This is a genomic window from Faecalibacterium duncaniae (genome assembly GCF_010509575.1).
In the GTDB taxonomy this organism is placed as follows: Bacteria; Bacillota; Clostridia; order Oscillospirales; family Ruminococcaceae; genus Faecalibacterium; species Faecalibacterium duncaniae.
This window is the reverse complement of the sequence record NZ_CP048437.1, coordinates 418,815-439,188: the sequence shown is the minus strand read 5'-3', so window position 1 is coordinate 439,188 and position 20,374 is coordinate 418,815. Positions and strand designations below refer to the sequence as shown.

12 protein-coding genes and 1 pseudogene are annotated in these 20,374 nt (G+C 43.6%); all 13 read right to left on the bottom strand.

The features are described from left to right. Positions 1 to 19: 19 nt before the first annotated feature. The 13 genes and pseudogenes from GXM22_RS01940 to brxC all read right to left on the bottom strand — a co-directional run bounded on the left by GXM22_RS01940 (position 20) and on the right by brxC (position 20,363). Positions 20 to 625 carry a cation transporting ATPase C-terminal domain-containing protein gene (locus tag GXM22_RS01940; protein ID WP_255466232.1) on the bottom strand — a complete coding sequence of 202 codons (606 nt, stop codon included), beginning with the start codon at positions 623 to 625 and terminating at the stop codon, positions 20 to 22. 27 nt (positions 626 to 652) lie between these two features. Next, a pseudogene (locus GXM22_RS01935) lies at positions 653 to 1,224 on the bottom strand (CDP-alcohol phosphatidyltransferase family protein). Beyond that, positions 1,214 to 2,278 (bottom strand): FUSC family protein, encoded by a 1,065-nt coding sequence (locus GXM22_RS01930; RefSeq protein ID WP_005946426.1) that lies wholly within the window; start codon positions 2,276 to 2,278, stop codon positions 1,214 to 1,216. The pseudogene GXM22_RS01935 and the gene GXM22_RS01930 overlap by 11 nt, the downstream one beginning before the upstream one ends. 33 nt (positions 2,279 to 2,311) lie before the next feature. Next, positions 2,312 to 3,355 carry a HAMP domain-containing sensor histidine kinase gene (locus GXM22_RS01925; RefSeq protein ID WP_005929825.1) on the bottom strand — a complete coding sequence of 348 codons (1,044 nt, stop codon included), beginning with the start codon at positions 3,353 to 3,355 and terminating at the stop codon, positions 2,312 to 2,314. Further along, a complete protein-coding gene (locus tag GXM22_RS01920) occupies positions 3,355 to 4,065 on the bottom strand; it encodes a response regulator transcription factor (protein ID WP_005929827.1) in 711 nt (236 codons plus the stop codon). The genes GXM22_RS01925 and GXM22_RS01920 overlap by 1 nt, the downstream gene beginning before the upstream one ends. Further along, on the bottom strand, positions 4,044 to 5,477 hold the full coding sequence (locus GXM22_RS01915; protein ID WP_005929829.1) for a phospholipase D family protein: 1,434 nt from the start codon (positions 5,475 to 5,477) through the stop codon (positions 4,044 to 4,046). The genes GXM22_RS01920 and GXM22_RS01915 overlap by 22 nt, the downstream gene beginning before the upstream one ends. Before the next feature lie 198 nt (positions 5,478 to 5,675). Further along, complete coding sequence (gene cls / locus GXM22_RS01910) at positions 5,676 to 7,235, bottom strand: cardiolipin synthase (RefSeq protein ID WP_008396523.1); 1,560 nt, start codon at positions 7,233 to 7,235, stop codon at positions 5,676 to 5,678. Positions 7,236 to 7,271: 36 nt separating this feature from the next. Continuing rightward, positions 7,272 to 7,952, bottom strand: a complete 681-nt coding sequence (locus tag GXM22_RS01905) for a GTP pyrophosphokinase (protein WP_005929834.1) — start codon at positions 7,950 to 7,952, stop codon at positions 7,272 to 7,274. Between the two features lie 58 nt (positions 7,953 to 8,010). After that, positions 8,011 to 10,125, bottom strand: coding sequence for a protease Lon-related BREX system protein BrxL (gene brxL, locus GXM22_RS01900; protein ID WP_425350682.1), 2,115 nt, complete (start codon positions 10,123 to 10,125; stop codon positions 8,011 to 8,013). A gap of 29 nt (positions 10,126 to 10,154) precedes the next feature. Continuing rightward, positions 10,155 to 12,677, bottom strand: coding sequence for a BREX-1 system phosphatase PglZ type A (pglZ, locus tag GXM22_RS01895; protein ID WP_005929841.1), 2,523 nt, complete (start codon positions 12,675 to 12,677; stop codon positions 10,155 to 10,157). Next, positions 12,665 to 13,036 (bottom strand): chalcone synthase, encoded by a 372-nt coding sequence (locus GXM22_RS01890; RefSeq protein WP_227192419.1) that lies wholly within the window; start codon positions 13,034 to 13,036, stop codon positions 12,665 to 12,667. Before GXM22_RS01890 ends, pglZ begins: the two co-directional genes overlap by 13 nt. Before the next feature lie 26 nt (positions 13,037 to 13,062). Continuing rightward, positions 13,063 to 16,689, bottom strand: coding sequence for a BREX-1 system adenine-specific DNA-methyltransferase PglX (pglX, locus tag GXM22_RS01885; RefSeq protein WP_005929847.1), 3,627 nt, complete (start codon positions 16,687 to 16,689; stop codon positions 13,063 to 13,065). Positions 16,690 to 16,709: 20 nt separating this feature from the next. Continuing rightward, positions 16,710 to 20,363: a BREX system P-loop protein BrxC gene (gene brxC / locus GXM22_RS01880; RefSeq protein ID WP_099045440.1), complete on the bottom strand. Its 3,654-nt coding sequence runs from the start codon at positions 20,361 to 20,363 to the stop codon at positions 16,710 to 16,712. Between the last annotated feature and the right edge of the window lie 11 nt (positions 20,364 to 20,374).

Below are 20,374 nucleotides of genomic sequence, written 5' to 3'. Positions count from 1 at the left end.
GAACATCTACTTAAATCCACTATCTTTCCCCTCTTTTTCTTAGTTTCATACGTATACACTTAAGTAATTGAATAATCAGAAGGCTTGCAAAAGCATATAAATATACACATCCAAGCTGCATCAGATTCAACGTTTCCACTTTGAATAAGTTATGGAAACCAGGAACCGTCAGTACTGTTGTAATGAGTACTGCACCTAACACAAATGCTCCCTGAAGCCACTTGTTATGAAAGAGACCTTTTGTAAAAATGACCGGATGATCTGATTTGCAATTATATCCATGAAACAAACGTGCCAGACAAAGAGTTCCAAAAGCATACGTGCTTCCAAGCAATGTACCATTCTGGTTGTATCCTGTCAAAAAACTGATCATTGTCATTGCTCCAATTACCAAACCTTCCAGACCGATTTTGCTAAGAAAATCTTTTGTCAATATCGACTCATCTGCCAATCTCGGTTTTTCACTCATCACTTCACTTCTATCCGGCTCTAATCCTAACGCAATTGCCGGAAGACTATCCGTCAAAAGATTAATGAAGAGTAAATGTACTGGTGCAAATGGCACCGGAAGTCCTGCAACCGATGAACAAAGAACGGTTAAAATTGCTCCGAAATTTCCTGACAAAAGAAACTGTATCGCATATAAAATTGCTTATACAGTCTCTTCCTTAAGAGTCCTGGTATTCTGGATAATATACAGAGCGACCGATATGACCATCATTATAGCGCACAAACCAATCAACAGATCTGATACCATCGGTGTAATGTGGAACCATATAATATGCACCGCTGCAGTTCCATATAATAAAAAGGTTACTATCTTTCCATGCCAGTCTGCACCATGTACTTTTCCTGTCTTTTGTATCACAAGACATCCACTGACTACCATATACAGCTCCTTACCTGCCATTATTACGATTAAAAGAAGCACATGCGGAAAACGAGTAAACAGACAGATTAACATCGCTGCCTGTGTCAGCTTATCAGCCACCGGATCAAGTATTTTTCCTAAATTACTAATCCTATGGAATCTTCTTGCGATATATCCATCAGCAAGATCCGTAAGACCAGACAGCAATAAGATTTCACCAGCTAACAGAGGATTTTTCTTTACACAATAACTCCATATAATTACCGGAATCAGACAAAGCCGAAAAAAGAAAGAAGATTAGGAACCGTAATAATTCTATTCAAATTTTCTTCCTTATTCACTTCACTCTGCATGTACGGTCACCTCACTTTCCTTTTTTTTAGGCATAAACCAATAAAAAATAACACAAAATGCTAAAGCAAACACAACACCAAAAACATTTTGACTCACTCTAAGACTAACCGCTCCTTGTAGTCCATATGTCTCTGCAGCAATGGCTAAAGCACCAAATGTGTTAAATACTGCCTGCCAGCCATATTGTGCTGAAAATCCTACACCGATTCCACCAAGAATTCCTATATATGCATAGATTGACGAAGGAAGCAGAAAATATAATACTGTAAAACATATAACACCTGCAATATTTCCGACAATCCTTTTACGGACTCTGTAGTGCATATCTTCCATAGACGGCAAAATCACGGACATGGCCGCAATACCAGCCCACATTGCACGTGGCATATTACAAAGTTCTGCAATGCAAAGGACAATCGGTACGCATAAAATCTGACATATCTGCCATTTTGTTCTGGAAGAAGTGATATCAAATTCTTGTATCAGATCTTTCAGATTTCTTTTATAAGTTCTGTTTTTATGATTTCGATAGAATACGAAGCAGGTAAGTGCTGCACCTAAAGCCATTCCGACTAATCGCATCTGATAGCTTTTTCCCGTAACATCATAACCATATAGCAGCAGATACCCAAGAACCAATGTAGATTGATTAAACATGGATGGATTATGGCATCCGAACAGAATCAACACAGCCAGTGCCGCAATATTTAACAGCATTCCCAATACCGGTGAAAACTGATTTGCTAAATGCGGACATACAGTCATAATTACAAAGAACAAAGCCAAAAGCATCGTAGATTGTCCGGTGTGGATCCCCAGATCCGCATTCCTAAACACCATGAGACATAATAAGACTACTACACCTACAATGCTGTTCTCATTTCCAAATAAGATGCTGAAAATACTAACAAAGAAAAAACAAAATGCCATTGTAGCAGCTATCTTCACCAGATATACCCACATATGATATAGTTTTTCTTTTAGTGTTTCACTCTTTTTCAACAGGTTTTTAGAACCTGCCTGATTTAACTGCAACTCCTGATAAAATGTCATATAAATCCTCTCATCTTCTAATTTATCTTAAAACTAGATAATCTCATCTTTCTGCTTTGGCAGCTCTATAACAAATCTGCATCCACCATATTCACGGTTTTCTGCTTTGATTGTTCCTCCGGCACTATCTACAATCCGTTTTACAAGTGCAAGACCTAGGCCATTTCCTTCTGCTTTATGAGATCCATCTACCTGATAGAACTTGTCAAATATTCTGGATTTTACATCATCCTCTATTCCTGGTCCTTCATCTTCCAGAATGAACTTAACAGAATCCTGTTCTTGTTTCAGAAACATCGTAATTGTCCCCTTTGAAGGGCTGAACTTAATCGCATTATCTAAAAGATTTATCCAGATATGCATAAAAAGTCCTTCATTCGCAGTATATTTAACTTCCTCCAATTCTACCTGAAAACCAATTTCTTTTTCTGTCCATTTTGTTTCCAATGAAAGAACTGCCTGGCGGATCTGTTCATCCAGACGATATTCCGTTTTTTTCATTGGTATATTCTGATTCTCTAACTTGGATAACAGCAAAATATTACCAACCAATCCGGAAAGTCTTTGGGTGTTAAATAAGATTTTTTCTACATATTCCTCTTGATCCGGAGACAGTTCTTCTCCCTGAAGCAGCATTGTATATCCTTCAATGGCATTAATCGGGGTCTTAAACTCATGAGAAACATCAGATACAAAATCCATCTGCAGCACCTCTGTTGCACGAAGTTCTTTTGTCATAACGTTAAAACTTTGATAAGATTCTCCAACTTCTGCTATACGGCTATTCGTTTCCAAATGCTGTTCAAAATCTCCCCGAGAAACTTCCTTCATTGCTTTACTAAGTCTTGTAATTGGTTCCAGTAACTTTGCATTAATAAAGGAAGTGATCAGCCCTGCAATCAATGTATTGAAAATCAAAAGCCAGCCAAGCACAGGTATGCTACCAGGCAGATTAAAAAAATGATTCAAAAAAGCAAATAATAAAGCAGATATGACTGTTGAAAATACAAGTGCCAGCCAGATTGCACCAGTCAGACAGGATCGGATCCGCAATCCTTTTTCTTTCTTTTGTTCCATTATTTTTTCACCACCTTGTATCCAATTCCACGCATTGTTACGATTTCAAAATCAGGGTTATCTTTAAAACGCTCTCTGATTCTTCCTATATGTACCTCTATCGTATGTGGGTCTGCCTCCGTCTCGTATCCCCATACTTCATCCATCAACTGTTGTTTTGTAAATATTCTGCCTGGCGAAGCTGCAAGCTTATATAAAAGCAGGAATTCTTTTTTAGGCAAAACAAGACTTTCCTTATCAGTTGTAACCGTCATTGCATCATAATCAAACTCTGTTGAACCGATCACAATTTTGTGTTCATTCAGTATCTGTGCACGGCGAAGCAGTGCTCCGACTCTTAAAACCATTTCATTCACATTTACCGGTTTTACCATATAATCGTCACTTCCCGAAAGAAATCCCTGGCGCATATCATCAAAGGAACCTTTCGCAGTGATCATAAGCACTGGTATCTGATATCCTGCTGAGCGAAGTTCTGACACCAGTTCATAGCCATCCATAACCGGCATCATAATATCAGAAATGATCAGATCAATATATTCCTTAACCAATACTTCTAATGCCTCTGCTCCATCCGATGCACTTTTGACTTGATATCCATTCTTCTCAAGCACTTTTTGGAATAGCTGGCTTAATTCTTTATCATCTTCTACAATCAATATTTGAAACACGTTTTCCTTCCTCCTTATTAAAACAGATACCTTGCCCATCCAAGCAGATGCTGTACCAAAAATATTTTTCTCTGACGTTTCTTTGTTAATTCGATTGGCTCTACATGATATGGATCACGATAGGTTCCATCTTCCAATACCTGGCGGGACACTCTTTCATATTCCATCATGCCCTCTTCCAACTGTTTATTAATATCTTTACTGCGAATTACAAGCATCAGTTCCGTATCCAGATATGCACTTCTCATGTCCATATTAAAGGAACCGATTACAGACAGATCATCGTCAATCAGAATACTTTTTCCGTGGTATGAATAACCGCCTTCATATTCCCAGATATTAATTCCTGTACTTAAGATTCTATTTCTGTTTTTCGCATAATCGGCAGCTCCAAATGGATTTCCATTGTTGGCAACCGAATTGGTCATGATAGAAAAATCCGGAACTCTCTCCGCAATCTCTTTCCATGTATTAGACATCATATCATTGCAGATAATATATGGTGTATGAATTTTCACGCGCTCTTTTGCATTTTTCATTAGTTCTCCCAGTTGATACCAGACTACTGGTTCCTTGGGACCTGTGTGGATAGGATTTGACACTAATGCAATCTTTTCTGTCTCAAAAGTTTCGTCCGTGTAATCGGTATCGCAGATTCTTTCCTTATTCTCTTCAAAATATTTCTGATAGCCGTTCTGCAGCTCTAAAACTGCGTTCTTTACAGATTTTCTATTTGCCAGTTTTTTATTGTCATGAAAATAACCACTGTCTTCTTGTTCCCATATCGTTTCAAAATACTCTAACAACTGATTAACTGAATTTTCTTTCTCAGGTTCATCGCAAACCACTAACACATCTCTGTCATAGTTCTTATGTCCCGGAAAATCACCCAGGAAATAATTGTATGTATTTCTTCCACCAAGAATATATGTCTTACCATCTGCAATCAAATATTTATCATGCATTCTCCCCATCATCTTCCATGGTTTCAACGGATTGGCCTTATTATACAGTTTAATTTCAACATTCTCATGGGAAGATAATCCATAGAAATACGGATTTCCTTCCATATCAATCCAGCTCTCCATTCCATCTACTAACAGACGAATATGTACACCTCTGTCTGCCGCATCATGCAGTGCTCCTAAGATCAATTTTCCACTTTCATCGGATTGAAATGCAAAAGTAGAAAGAATAATTTCCTTTTTTGCATTCTTGATCAAACGCACTCTTTGTAAAAGCGCTTCTGGATTCCTTTCTATGATTACTGCCCGTTCTGTATTTTCACTGCATTCGTTCCATGACCCATTTTTTGTTTCTTTTTTGGTTGTATTGGACACTTCCGGCTGCTTTTTATATGCAACGCAGATTCCGAGCAATTCATAAAAAACCACACATAAAAAAATTGACAGTATAACAAAAACAATTTTAAATATCTTACGTTTTCCCATCGCACATCACCTGACTTTTTTTCATCTTATGTCTATACAATACAAAGTCAGCCTCAATTTAACCTCAACAAGGTTTGTTTTTTTCATCCATGCAAAATCTTCTTTGTACAACAGACTGTTAGATATAGCAAAAACGGCCTTTCAAAAACAGTTAACTTCTAAATCAACTGTTTTTTGAAAGGTCGTTTCATCAGATTCTTATAGCAATCCAGCAAATAATCTCATAAATAATTGTCCCAGTCGCAAATATGCACTTCGTCCGGTTTGATATTGGTCTGTCACATCACGACATTCTCCCATCGTTCTTATCAGATCATTTTTTATTTCCACAACTGCCTGACAATCTGCCATAAAACAGCCGTTTTCAAAATGGTGATATAAACTTCGATAATCCAAATTAATTGTTCCACAAGTTGCCATACAGTCATCTGCCACACTCATTTTTGCATGACAGAAACCAGGAGTCCACTCATAAACACGAACACCATGTTTAACTAATCCATGATAAAAAGAACGAGTTACATTATAAATGAATTTTTTATCAGGGATACCAGGTGTGATAATTCTTACGTCTACCCCTCGCTTAGCAGCCAGACATAACGCATGCGTCATTTCATCTGTTATGATTAGATATGGAGTCATAAACCAACAATATTTTTCAGCTTTATTTATCATACTGATATAAACTTCTTCTCCGACCTGCTCATTATCCATAGGACTGTCTGCATAAGGCTGAACAAAACCTGTTTGCTGTGCTTTATAATCGTAATGAATAATGTATTTACTAAAATCAGTATCATTCGTAGCTTTTTCACTAACAGCATTCCACATTTCTAAAAATGTCACTGTAAGCGACTGAACAGCATCTCCTTCTAAACGAATACCTGTATCTTTCCACTGTCCATACGGGTGTGTGTAATTAAAATATTCGTTTGCTAGATTATATCCACCTGTAAATCCGACTTTTCCATCAATAACTGTTATTTTTCTATGATCACGATTGTTCAAAAACAGATTTAAACCTGGCATAAACGGATTGAATACACGGCAATGAATTCCTATTGCCTCCATTTTTTTCACAAAATCTGTGTTAATAAAGCCTATAGAACCCATATCATCGTAGAATACTCTAACTTCCACACCTGCTTTTACTCGCTCTTCCAGAACATCTTGAATCTTATGCCATGCTTCAGCGTCTTCTATCGCATGATATTCCATAAAGATAAACTTTTGTGCTTTCTCCAAATCCTTAAGCTGTGCCTCTAATCCTTTCACTGCTTCATCAAAATACACAATATCCGTATTCTGATAGATTGGATACTGCGAATTTCTTTGTATATAACTTGCAATATTTCCTGCCTTCGGAATCGTTTCGTTTATTCTGTTTAAGCACTCCTGATTATCGGAAAGCATTGGTAACAATTTGCTATCAATTTCTGCATATCGCTCACGCATTTTATGTGTGCCGCCATTCAAACCAATCAACAAATACAGGCCTACACCCATAATTGGGAAAATTAGAATTAAGATGACCCAAGGCATTTTCATAGAGGATGTCTTATCTGATGCATACAATCCCAAAACTAAAATTCCACTTAAAATCCTTGTAAATAGATTTATGATTTCTGCATATTCATTTAAGCGTGTTACAATAGTAATAATAAAAACTACTTCTAGAAGAATGCAGACTATGGAAAAACACAATCGTTTTACTCCGTTTTTTGTTTTCGCTTTTCCTTCTAAAGTATCTTGTTTCATATATATTCCAACCTTTCTACTCGATCAAATTTCTGCTTAAATTTCGTGGAACATACCAATTTTGTCTTTTATTCTCTGCATTTCATTATCTGCATCAATGATAGCTCTTGCAGAATGAAGTAATTCTTCACTTATCTCTTCATATCCAGGCATTTCTTCAATGCCTTTTTTATAACGAAGCTGATGTTCCAACGTTGCCCAAAAATCCATCCCATTAGTTCGTATTTGAAGTTCTACACGCATAGGTGTTTTACCCTTAGCAAAAAATACAGGAATCTCAACAATCATGTGATAGCTTCGATAGCCATTTGGTTTGGGATTTTTTATATAATCCTTTACTTCAATAACTTTGATATCATCTTGTTGTGTGATCAAATCAGATATCATATAAATATCATCAATAAACGCACAAACTATTCGAACACCCGCTACATCATTTAGATATGTTTGTATATTCTCTGTTGTAAAATCATGTCCCATTTTCTGCAGTTTATTATAAATACTATTGGGCTTCTTAATTCTTGTTTTTATAAAAGAAATAGGATTTCGATTGTTCTCAGCTGAAAATTCATCATCCAAAACCTCAAGTTTAGTTTGTATCTCCCGAATAGCACAACGATACATCATCATTAAATTATAAAATTTTGTAGCATTATTTAAAAACTGTAGTGATTCCGGACTGTCCATCCTGAGTTTTTTTACTTCATCTTTTGTCATGGAACTTTCCTTTCTACCTCATTCCTGATTTCAAAACATTCTTTCATTCAGAGACCTGTTACTCTACCCCCAACGCCTTAAACACCGCATCTTCCGCACTGCTGTAGAAAATCAGATTAAAACTCCCCACCAGCTCCGGCGGCACAGTGCCAAGGTCTGCTGCACTGGTAATCGGAAGCAGCACTTTCTTTGCTCCGCTATCGAGGCACACCTGCAAACTATTGGCAAGCTCGTCCACTTTCAGAATCGTGCCGCTGATGCTGATTTCTCCCAGCACGGCAAGTGTACTGACTGTAGGCCGTCCAAGAGCGATGCTGCATAGTGCAATCAATGTAGGCAATGCCAGCTTTCCAGTCATGCCAATGCCTTGTAAATCCTGATAGTTGATGATGTAATCCCGCATCGTAGTACTGATGCTGCCACTGATGCGATTTCCGTTAGCTTTCAGGAAATTGAACGCCGTATTCGTGGATTCCTTGCAGTCACGATCGCTGCCAAGGCCAGTACGTTCAAATTTTCCGTTGCCGGGCAGCATCTGGCTTTCGAGGCGGAATACACCGATCATACCGGACTTACCCTGACTTACGGTATATACCTGTCCAGGATTGCAGATACCATCAGGAATGAGTTTGCCGCCGCCCTGCTCTGGCACGGAAACAAATTTTTCTTCAAAGGTATCAAGATCAATATAGCTGAAGTTCACATCATAGAATTCCATTCCACCCAGTTTTTTCAGCTGCTCCTTGACGCGACGGCGCATTTCCAGCGCAAATACAAGAATTTCTTCAATCTGTTCCTTCGTGAACTCCCCATCCGGATATAGCAATTTCACATAGCCGCCTACGATCTTGCGGACAGCAATCGTATCGCGCTGGTTCAGGTTCTTTCCAAGGCGGAAATACTTATCCAACGCATCACCATACTGTTCTTTCCGCAGTTCTCGGATAAACTCTGCCAAGTAATCCGTGATAAAGCCGTAATCATTGGTAAAATGCTCCGGACGGAACTTCGGAATCTCCCAGCCTGGAATGTAGCAATGCAGACGGTCAAGAAAGGCGGTGTCCGTTCCCATCTCCGGCGGGAACGGGTCAAACAGAGAGGAAGTCTTAAGCAACACATCCACGCTCTGATTGATGTTTCCTACAAAGACCATAGAAGCCGATGCTGCCTTTTCCTCTTTGCCGCGGGCAAAGGAGCCGGAAGCCATATAGTCTTTCATAATTTGAATGCCGTCTTTGTCCTTAAACTTGATTCCGGCAACCTCATCAAAGGCAACGCAGTCCCATAAGCCTACCAAACCTACGGTTTTGCGCCCCATATTGTAAAACAAATTTGCAACGGTCGTCTGACCACCGGATACCAGGATACTGTTCGGGCTGATTTCTTTATAGATATGGGACTTGCCTGTGCTGCGCGGCCCCAATTCACAGAGATTGAAGTTGTTCTCCACCAACGGCAGCATACGCGCAAGCAGCAGCCACTTTTCCCGATTGTTCAACTGTTCTGGCTCATATCCGCAGGAACGCAGCATAACATCCATCCACTCTTCCTGTGTGAATGCCTTGCGTCCCTCTCGAACTTCTTCAATGTCGACATGGGGCATCTGAATCGGAGTCAGCTTATGGATGCTGATGGGAGAGATGTCCTTCTGCTTTTTCTGTTTAGAGGAAATCGGCTGTCCATCTATATCCGTGATTCCAAAGTTGCTGTCTCCCTCAGACTCATATTCCAGCTGCACGATGCACCAGATACCGCCGCAAAGCAGCCGGTCATATTTTTCCGGATAATCATCCGTAATCGGCACATTGGTGAGACCAAGGTTAGAGAACTCTGCAAAAAAGCAATCCTTTTTGATGTCCAGATGCACGGTCACCATATCAATAATGGTATGGTGACCGTTCTTGCGCAGTTGTGAGAGAATTTTCTGAGCCTCATCCGGGCGGACAAAATTATCTGCCAGAATTCGTTTTACATTCTGAACGCCCTGCTCAATGATTGTCTCATCGTCTGAACTACAATACTGACCCAGCAGGAACTCCAGCACATAGACCGGAACATTCGCTCCTTCTTTTATTTTCTTTGTCAGGTCTTTGCGGACGATCCGACCGTCAAAGTTGCTGCGCAGCTTCCGGCGCAGTTCTTCACGGGTATCATCTGCCGCCATATCCATCATTTCCATACGGAATTCCTGCCTCCTCTATATCAGAATCCGAATCCAAAGTCATCTGCAAAGGCAATGTCCATGATGACAGGCTGCCTCCACTGCTCCAGACCGCTTTCTTCGTCGTAAACCACAAGGTAATACTGCTTGTCCTTGTCATATTTCTTATTCTTGAATGTGAACCGCATCCGGAAGATACGCTTCTGCGCATTTTCCTCACGACTGTCCGCCACATAACTGTTTTCGTTCGAGATTTTCTCATTGTCTTCCGAGAGGAAGAAAATGCGGTATTTTGCAGCTTTTACAGTATCGCTAACGGCATCCGACTGAATAAAGTCCATGGACGTGATCAGGTTCGTAATCTTATGGACAATGCTGACCAGAGCAATCTCTGCATTCTTTGTTTCCATGTGACCGCGCTCCATCTTAAACTCCAGCACCGGCACCAGCATTTCCTGCGGTGAGGAACCGCCATGCACATAGTTAGCACCGCCTCCGGCCACCTTAAAGACATTGCTGCTGACAGGATAGGACACCACCTTGCTGTCCTCGTTCCCCAGAATGCGTCCCATGCTCATATGGTCGATGCCATCATCTTCCAGTGTCGCCTTGGACACAATAAATCTGCGATTGACAAATGCTTTGTCCGCACTTTTCCCGGAAATCTTGTCACTTTCTGTCAGCTTATCACGCTTGTAAATAAAGCCATGATCGGCAGTGACGATAAAATGATAGGTGTTGCCGCTGACGGAGATTCGATGAATCAAATCCACAATTTCCTGAACGGCTTCCTCACACGCATGAAACACCTCATCCTCGGTATTTGCCTTGTCTCCACGCGCGTCGATCTGATTATGGTATACATAGATGATCTGACGTTTTGTCAGCACATCTCGCAGCTCTGCCACTTTCAGATTTTTGATATCATCGAACTGTACACAGACACTATCCGGGTTATAGCTTTGCAGCACCTGCTGCCGACCTGCCAGATTATCGCAAAGGATACCATCTACCAGCACCTGGAAGTCATCCGTCATCTCCAGTGTTTTATGCGGTAAAAGTGCTGCCATACCGAGCCTTGTATAAGACGGCAGGACACTTAGTTGTACGGAAAGTTTTGCCGTGCATTTCGGGTCATCCTGCATTCGGGCAAACAATTCCTGTCCGACCTCGTAACGCATGGCATCCGAAATGATGACCACGGTGCGTTCCTTGGTATAGCGCAGGTTGGCATTGTAAAACTCCCGCTGCAACGGAATTGCCGAAAATGCGGCATCCTGCTGGATTCCAGCATTCCATGCTGGGAGCAGACAAGCCAGATATTCGTTCGTGTAGATATTTTCCACCAGCTCCCGAAGCGACTCAAAGCTTTCCGTGCTCTCCAGCTGGTCGTAATAATAGTAGAATTTCCGATACTGCTGATCCATATTGTAATCCGCAGCAAGATATCGGTCGATGATTGGCTTTAAGCCATCTGCGGCATGGTAATCCGCTTCCTTCACCATGCTGTATGCACTGGAAAGCATCTGATAGGTTTTCCCGGTCTTTCTGCCAAAGTGCATTTTAGCCCGTTTTTCACAGAGTTCCGGAATGGTAAATCCGTTTACGATTGCACCGATATCTTCCGAAACAAGTCTGCCAATGAGCCACTTTACCAGCACCTGATCCACGGCAAGGAAAGTGTCGCACTCCACCAAATCGTCCACTCGCATTCCTGCAAATGCCGAAAGAACATTCAGCCCTTTGGCAACGTGCGTCGACAGAGCGTCGTATTTGTCCCGGTACAGGACGCTGTTCATCAGGCTATCGAGAAATGCGATGATATTGCCGGACTTGTAGGAGACAAAGCTCTTCCATGCTGCCGGAAGCTCTGCCTGCACATATCGCCCAGTATAAGTAACGAACAATGTTACCAGCAGCCGTTCCAAACTCGGTTTTGTATCGGTGTATCCGAAATGCTGCTCACAGAGCTGCCAGAATGCAGACAGCAGGTCGTATTTTTCAAACTCCTGCAAGAAAGCATTGTCCACCAGCTCGCCATCTGTCAACACGATGCGCACGACTTCCTCAAAAGAGCAGGTACGCGCCTTGCAGACTGCACTTAGCAGACCGACAAGGATATTTTCTTCATTGAAGTTTTCGATTTCCAAATCATAGAACCGCTGAGTGCGCTCTTTGTTGGCGAAAAACTTGATGTGCTTCTCAATAACCGGCTTGTACTTTTCCTCAATACCCAGGTCAACCGACAGCAAGGAGGCTCGGTCAGCAAAGAACCGTCTGGAATACAGCATTGTGTCTTCCAGATGGTTGTCCCTTACATCCGGTTTAGGAAACGGTGCATAGATCAGATAATTCGTGGTCTTATCCACACGCTCAAGAAAATACTTTGTATAGAACTGGTTATCCGGCTGGAGATGGTAGATCTTCGCATTCTGAAGCTCCACCGTCTCCATATCCTCGGCAAATTCCGCCTTGTCATCGTACCAGAAAACCAGTTTCCGGGTCTCCCCGGTAAATTCCGCATTCAGGCGGTCTATAATTTGTTTCAGGTTCAATTCTGCCATATCATTGTCCTTTTTTCCTGTGATTGGTCTTTATCTCTTACAAGAGAACTCAGCAATAGCTTCATCTTTTTCCGGTAGAACTTTGTTCTTTTGATGTACCGTGGAATCGTCATGTGATACGCCTGCATAAATTCCAGTATCCATGCCAGATCATAGGATTTCTCGGTTGACCAGTCACGATATTTTCTATGACAGACAAGCCAGACACCAATGATATTGTAATCCAACGCATCTTCATCGGTTTCATCTTGAATACAATGACCGCAGAGGAAGCGGTATGCCACCGGATCATGGGCATATGTACGTTCAAAACGCTGCCATGCCGCCGCGACATCATCCTTTGTCCAGTGATTTTGCATTTTCCCACTCCCTCCGGTCATTTTTCTTATTTCTTTTCTTTCACCATGATATTCTTACTGTCTGCCAGCACCTCATAGAACTTGCCGTCCTGGGCGGTCTGGAGCTTACGGTAGTTGACCTTTACGCCGTCATCAAGGTCAAGCTCGATACGGGAAAGTGCCAGATGGCTGATCTTCTCATCGTATTCCCGGCATTCCTTCAGCTGCTTGGCAAGTTTATCCTTGCGCTTGGAGGCTGCTGCCACCTCGCGGGCATTCCCGCTGTGATCCATCATATCCTGCATCCGGTTAATCTCAGATTCGTACACGCGCTGCATTTTGTGCAGGTAGTCGATACGCAGGTTGCCGATGGTATCCGGCGTATAGCGGTGCAGGTAAACCAGTGCCTTAAAGCCGTTCTGCTTGCCACTGTCAAACAGCCAGTAGATCGGACGCTTGCCGGAACCGGTAACAGAATAGGTCTGGCAGTGATCCTTGAAGAAATCGTTCAGGAAGTAGTTACGGATAATCTCCCGGCTGGTGCTGCCCTTATTGCCAAGGGCTTTTGCGATATAATCGAGGTTTTCTTCCAGCGTATCTGCACCATACACCGCTTTCAGCCATGCACACAGGCGCGATACGATATCATCGTCCAGATATTCTTCATCGGTGATAGGGATAACATTATCTTCGTCCGGAATATAGCTCTGGTATTTGCTGCTATCCCACTCGCCGCCTGCATAGGCCAATCCTTCTACATCCAGCGAGTAGCGGCCAAACATGCAGCCCACGGCGTAGCTGAGCAGACTCTTGATATCCCGCTGCAAGTCGGCCTTACGCACCGTCACATCTTTATCTTCCACTTCCGGGGTCAGCTCGTCCTGTAAGCCGTAAATGTCAATAAAAATGCGGTTCAGCTCTTCCTCGTTGGTTTTTAGCTGGTTAAAGCGGTCTTCACATTCTGACTGCCACAGGGTAAAGGCTTCGTAAATCGTGGAAACGTTGCGGAGTAATGGGTGCTTCTTAAAGTCCCAAGAGACTTCAAAAGAATCCCAATCGGCTTTGCTTTGCTCTTCTGCATCAATTCCCAAGTCAATAATAACATCATCGTTTTTAGTGGAAATATATGGAAGTTTTTCAATGTTCCCGTTATTGTAGTCTAAGGTTGGGGATAAAATTCCCAAAAAATGTTGTGCTACGCAAGAATTCAAATATGATAGAATCAAAAAAACATTCGTTTCATCACGCATAAATGCTTTAGAGCCCTTACTATCAAAAATGTATCCCGGTTCCGAATAACGCATTGATATGTTACCAGAGCTTAATGCAGACCAAGAAATTCCCTCTGCAAAATATTTATCTTCACTTCTCAGTTCCTTGCTGTAGCTTCCATAATTTTCCGTTACGCATTTCTTCATTTCCTCGCCGTCGTTAAACCAATTAACAACATACGAATTGTTACCATACCATCTTCTAAACTCTCCACCTTTATTATAAGGAAACCATTTCTTTTGACTTACTTTTGCCTGCTCAGCCGATTTAGACGAGAATCCATTCTTTTCAAAGCTGCATTCCGGCCAAAATCGTAGAAACCTATTATTATCTGTAGTAGACATACCATTTCGCGCATCAATATGGCTTCTCAAGCAATCCTCTGAAAACAATTTGAACACGTGAGAACTTGTCCAGTATGCAATAGGGCTTCCAGCGATATTTTTGAAATCTGCTTGGTTAGCAGTATACAGCGTATCTTTTTTTATAAATAATTCTTCTTTTCCTTTTGGTGTAGTTGCACTGATTAACCGACAATAACTACCATTATACTCTGGCACATAACTTTCTCTCTGTACAAATGCCACAGTCTGAACAACTTCACCACCAATTTCTTCAAACGCACGAGCTCCCAAATGCGCCATATTAACTATATCCATCTGAAGCATCTTCTTGCGCAATTTCTCAAATGTTGCTAGGAACATCCAAGAATGTTGTGTTATCATTGCTTGAAATCCATTGGCTACGATCATTTCCTTGCAATGTTCAATAAAAACAGCGTATAGGTCAGCTTTGCTGTCCACATAATTGTCTTTCAGAAAAGCATTTACTCTTTTATCCAATTTGCTGGTTCCAGCATAGGGCGGATTCGTGCAGGTAACCCAATACTTCCGTGCCATCGTCTCACCGATATCAATGAGTCGGTTCAGCTGCTCGGCGGTATCTTCCACGCCCACGCTGTCCATGCTGATCTGACCGTCGGTATCTTCCGCTGCCACAAACCGACGCAGCAAATCCCAGTTATAGCTCTCCACATTCAGGATAGAGCCGTATTCCTTGGCATCGGTCAGGGTGTCCAGCAAACCTTCCAGCTGCATTTTGGCCGCGTTCTTCTCGATATCGTCCATTCCTGCGCCGAAATATTTCAGGTGTGCACGGTTGATGCTGTTGCTCTCCTGAATGGCATAGACATGGCAGGTGTTCTCACCGTTTAAGATACGGCGGTTGTACTGCCGTGCTTTCATCATCACGGCAAAGTACGCCAACTGATAGGCACGATCATCAATATCCAGACCGTAGATGTTATGTTCCAGAATGCTCTTTGCAGCATCACGCTGGCTGTAGCCGGCACTCTCGTAAATCTGCATCAGCACATCAAAAGCATATACCAGGATATGACCGGAACCCATGCAGGGGTCAATGAGCTTGATATCTTCTGGGTTCAGGGCAGCGTACTCTTTGCGAATTTCTGCCAGTTTTACCTGCACCTCCGGCTCCTGCTGTGCTTCTTCCAGATAGTATTTCCAGTTTTCTTTCAGGTCGCATTCCGGGTGTCCTTCCACCCACAGACGGCCAAGGCTGTTTTCCACCATGTAACGAACGATCCAGTCCGGGGTAAACAGCTGGGTCACGGCAGGGATTTCCTCTTTGGTGATCTTGCCGCTTTTGGCAAAGGCAGCGGCCTTCGGCTCAGTGTTGTAATACTGGTACAGCCAGCCGATGATCTCCACCTGACCGCCGCGCTCGATGTTGAAGTCATCCTCCGGGATATCGTGAATCAGGTGATAGACTACACCATCCTGGTCAATAACGGACAAGCTGAGCAGCAGCTCGGTGTAGTTCTTTGTCTTTTCAAACAGCGCTGGCAAAATCTCGTTCAGGGCGTTGCACTGTTTCAGGAACAGGATGCGGAACACTTCGTCCAGCTTATTGTCCTGCTTCAGCTGGAAAATCTGAGCTTCTTCCTCCGCAGTGAAGGGAAGCTCTGCGTCAAACGGTGTCGTGACCAGATCTGGCTCCAACTTTCCGCTCTCGGAAGAAAGCACTCGAATATGGGAAGGCAGATAGTCATTGACCTCCATGAAACGGATGGCGATCAGGCGGTTAAACCATGTATAGGCAACCTCCTCGATCACATACTGATATGCGGTTTTGTAGTCGGTATCCTTTTCCTTCTGCTGGATGACCTCTATCAGCTTGTCACGCTGGCGCACGGCCTCGCCGGAAATCGAATACGGTTCTGCAGTGCCGATATCGAAGAACTGAGTGCCGCCGAAGCTCTGCGGCAACGGCTTTGCAATGCCGTCCTCCGTAATACCGATCAGGCGGGCATCATAGCTGACATCTGCAATCAGCTTATTCCGCGCCCAGATCGCAAAATTCTTTATGGCTGCTTTGTTCATGGAGCCAATCCTCCTGTCATTTATAGTTCAATGTTGACGATTGTATCTTCGTCCATCTCTTTCAGCAGGTTTTCACGCAATGCAGCAAGGTATTTATCAACATCATCCTTACTTTCCAGCCGCCACGATGCAGTCTTGGCAACCGTCTTGATGGAAACATTCTTCGTGGTGCGCACCTTATATACCGGCTGCGGTTCTGCCAACTTTTCTGCCGGTTTCACGGTCTCGCCGCGCTTTTCCGCCTCTTCTTCCTGACGCTTACGCTCTGCCTCGGCCTTTGCCGCTGCCTCCTTCGCAAGGCGAATGTCCTCTGCGTTCATCTCGTTGAGCAGGCGCAGCTTCAGTGCCTCCGCCTTATCTGCATAACTGCGCAGAGTGGAAACATTGTTGCAGTGCTCCGCACCGTCCATGATCTCCTTAAAGAGTTCCAGATAACGGTTGAACTTCGCATCCTTATAGGGCTTGGTGTTCAGCACTTCAAAGACACGGTTCCGATCCTGATTGATGGAATCTTTGACCGGCTCTGCCTGCTCTTCCAGAATGCGCATATAGCAGTTCATAAACTTCTCGCGCAGCTCTGGCAGCTTCGGAATCTCCTTGTAGGGCTTCGGCATCCGGACGATGGTGCGCATCTTGGCCACCACGTCTTCCAGTTCTGCATCCACGATGTAGGTCTTACTGTCCTCGTAGATATTCAGCATATCCAGCGCACGGGTGAAGATGGTCAGCTGCTCACCGCCAAAGAAATCACGGATAGGCTCATAGTCCTCGCCAAAATCCATCAGATCATCCTGCTCGTCAAATACGGTCTTAAAGAATTCAAGCGGTGCCTGAATCTGCACCAGTGCGGAAAGCCGCTTCTTGCCCTTTTCCAGAAGTTCTTTTCCGGGATAGGCGTAATTCTCATATTTTGGTTCCAGCCGCTCGATCTCGGTGATTCGATTCTCGCAGTAATGCTGGAAGTTCTTCATGATGGTATCTTCGTCATCGGCAGGCGGTGCCACCTTGAACAGCTCTTTCATCACGGTGCGGACGGCCTTTTTCTGGTTTTCCGGCACACGGACGCGCACTTCCGTCAGCAGTTTATCCACGAACTGCTTCTTCGTGATGTAGCCGATGATTTCTTCTTCGGAGCGGTTGTTCAGATTGACGCTCTCACCGTTGACCGTAAAGGACAGATCTCCACGCTTAAAGAGACGTGCCACCAGCCAATGGATGTCATCTTCCACAAAGCCATAGGGTGCTTTCATAAAGCGATCCTTGATGGTTTTCATAGAAGTTTTCATGTGCATCCGGGAATTGCCTGCCACAAATTGCAGCACATCATCCAGTGCGTGAACATTGGATTCTCCGGTATCTCCCAGTGCCAGCGACAGCTGGTTGCTGGTCTTGAACATCTTCCGGATGTCTGCTTCACCCATCGCTGCATCAATATAGGACAGCTTGTGGTAAACCGTCTGCACCAGTCGTCCGATAGCCTCGTTGATGCGGCTGGTCACTTCCTTGCCGGAGGTGTGCAGCACATCGCCATTGACATAGATGGTAGCCTCTTTCAGAGCTTCCGTCAGATAAAGCTTGGCGTTACCGTTGCGTTCCCGCATCTCCACGCGCTTTGCTTCCTTAATGGTCTCATACTTGGCAAGCTGCACAGAGGTATTCTTGCGCAGGAACCGCTCAATTTTCAAGTATGCCCGCATTTCCGTCAGGAACGCATCATCATTCGGCAGAACCACAAGGACTTCCTTGCCCTGGCCGGAGAGCAGGCGCAGCGTACCATCATCGGTGCCGCCCTCATACCACGGGGTCAGCACACGGAGGCCGATATCGTAATTCTGGTTTGCCTTATAGGGGCGGTCATCCACTGTCTGATTGAAGGAGAATGCATACCGCCCACCAAAGCTGGGGTACTGATACTTCTTACTGGAGAAAATGTCCTCATAGATCATCTCCGCAATCTTCGTGATGACCTCCGGCATCTCCACATTTTCTTTTTCGATTTCGTTGTTGATTTCCTGTTCCTCATCGGTCAGGAATACATAGATGGAGCCATTCTTCTGGATCAGCATCTGGCGCATCAACACTTTCAGTGCATCCTCCACCTGTGCTTTCAAAGAGATGCGATCATCGTCAATGCTGGTAATCATCAGGCTGACGATGTTGTCTACATTGGCTTCGATCTCCAGAACATATTTAATCAGGAAAAGGGTCTTCAACACATTGATCGCAAAGACATCTTTTTCCTTCTTTTCCGGGTTGATATAGCTGTTGTCATAGGCGCGGATGATCACGCTGCTGTGGCTGTGGTCGAGAAAATTCTCCAATGCATCATAGAATCGATAGAACGGCACGATTGCTCCCATCTCATCGTCCATCAGCTGCATGGCAGACTCTTTGAACAGAGCCAGCATGGAACGTTCACCTTCGGACAGGTGCTTACCGGATGCACCGTGGGTACGGATGCTGGTCAGCACACTGGCAAGCAAATTAAACTGGTATGGAACAAAAGGATAAACCTCTGCAAAATCTTCTGCGTTGGCGTACAGTTTTTTCTCCACGCCGTCGTTGAAGACAATCAGATTTTTGATGATGGTTGCTTTCTGGTCATAAAGCAGACGCAGGCTCTGTGCTGCGGTCTCTGTCTTATCCAGAATACGCTTTTTGATAACAGCGTCCACATTGGCAGAGGACAAAGAAAGACGTGTATCGAAACGTCCCTGAATCTTGGAGAAGTCGTTACCCTTCACCTTGGTAATGGAGTCGATATCCTGCTGGCTCGTTACGATTACCCAAGCCTTGCCCATGCATTCCTTGCCCAGTTCTTCCGTCACTGTCTGAAGGTTCAGCATCAGCTTAGAATCATCACCAATGTACTGGCCGATCTCATCCACAAGGAAGACAACATGATGGTTGTTCCCTTTTTTATCAATATAGGACTTTACACGCTTGGCGAAATCCTCAATGCTGATCTGGTAGCTCTCGGTTGCTTTCTCGCACCAGTTACGGGCAGCTGATTCGCTCATGAAATCCATGTCAGAAAGAACATCGACAACGGAATCCTGAATGAAATCGAAGTCCTGACGAGAGCTTTCCCACGGATCGCCATACTCTTCTTCAAACTTTTCCTTAAACTCTTCAAAACGTCCTTCCTCGGAAAGCCTGCGCTCCAGGTCAGCAAGGTGCGGCATGGAACCGCAGAAGCCCTGCATCTCATTGAAAACCTTCAGGAATACGTTCACAATGGCATCTTTATTTTCTTTGCCATTAGAATCGCTTTTGGAATCAATATTGAAAAGAATTACGTCCGATGGGGTGTTTGCTGCCAGCTGCATATCTGCCAGCACCATCTGATTGGTAATCTTCTGATCCTCGATAAAGTAGTCGATGGCATGTTTGTCTCCGACCTGTTTATTCTGAAGCAGATAGGACAGGATTTTCAGGAAATGAGATTTACCACTTCCAAAGAAGCCGGAAATCCAGACACCCATTTTCGGTGTGGTTCCCTGAATACCTTTTTTATATGCTGCAAAGAAATCCGCAAAATGACGCTGAAGCTCACGGGTCACAACGTACTCTTCCAGCTCCTGCGCTACATTTGTTTCTTCACCCTGACCGACAATGATAACGCCCTGTATCTCACGGTCAATTTTCTTTCGGAACATGTCCTTGATCTGCATAACAGTTTCCT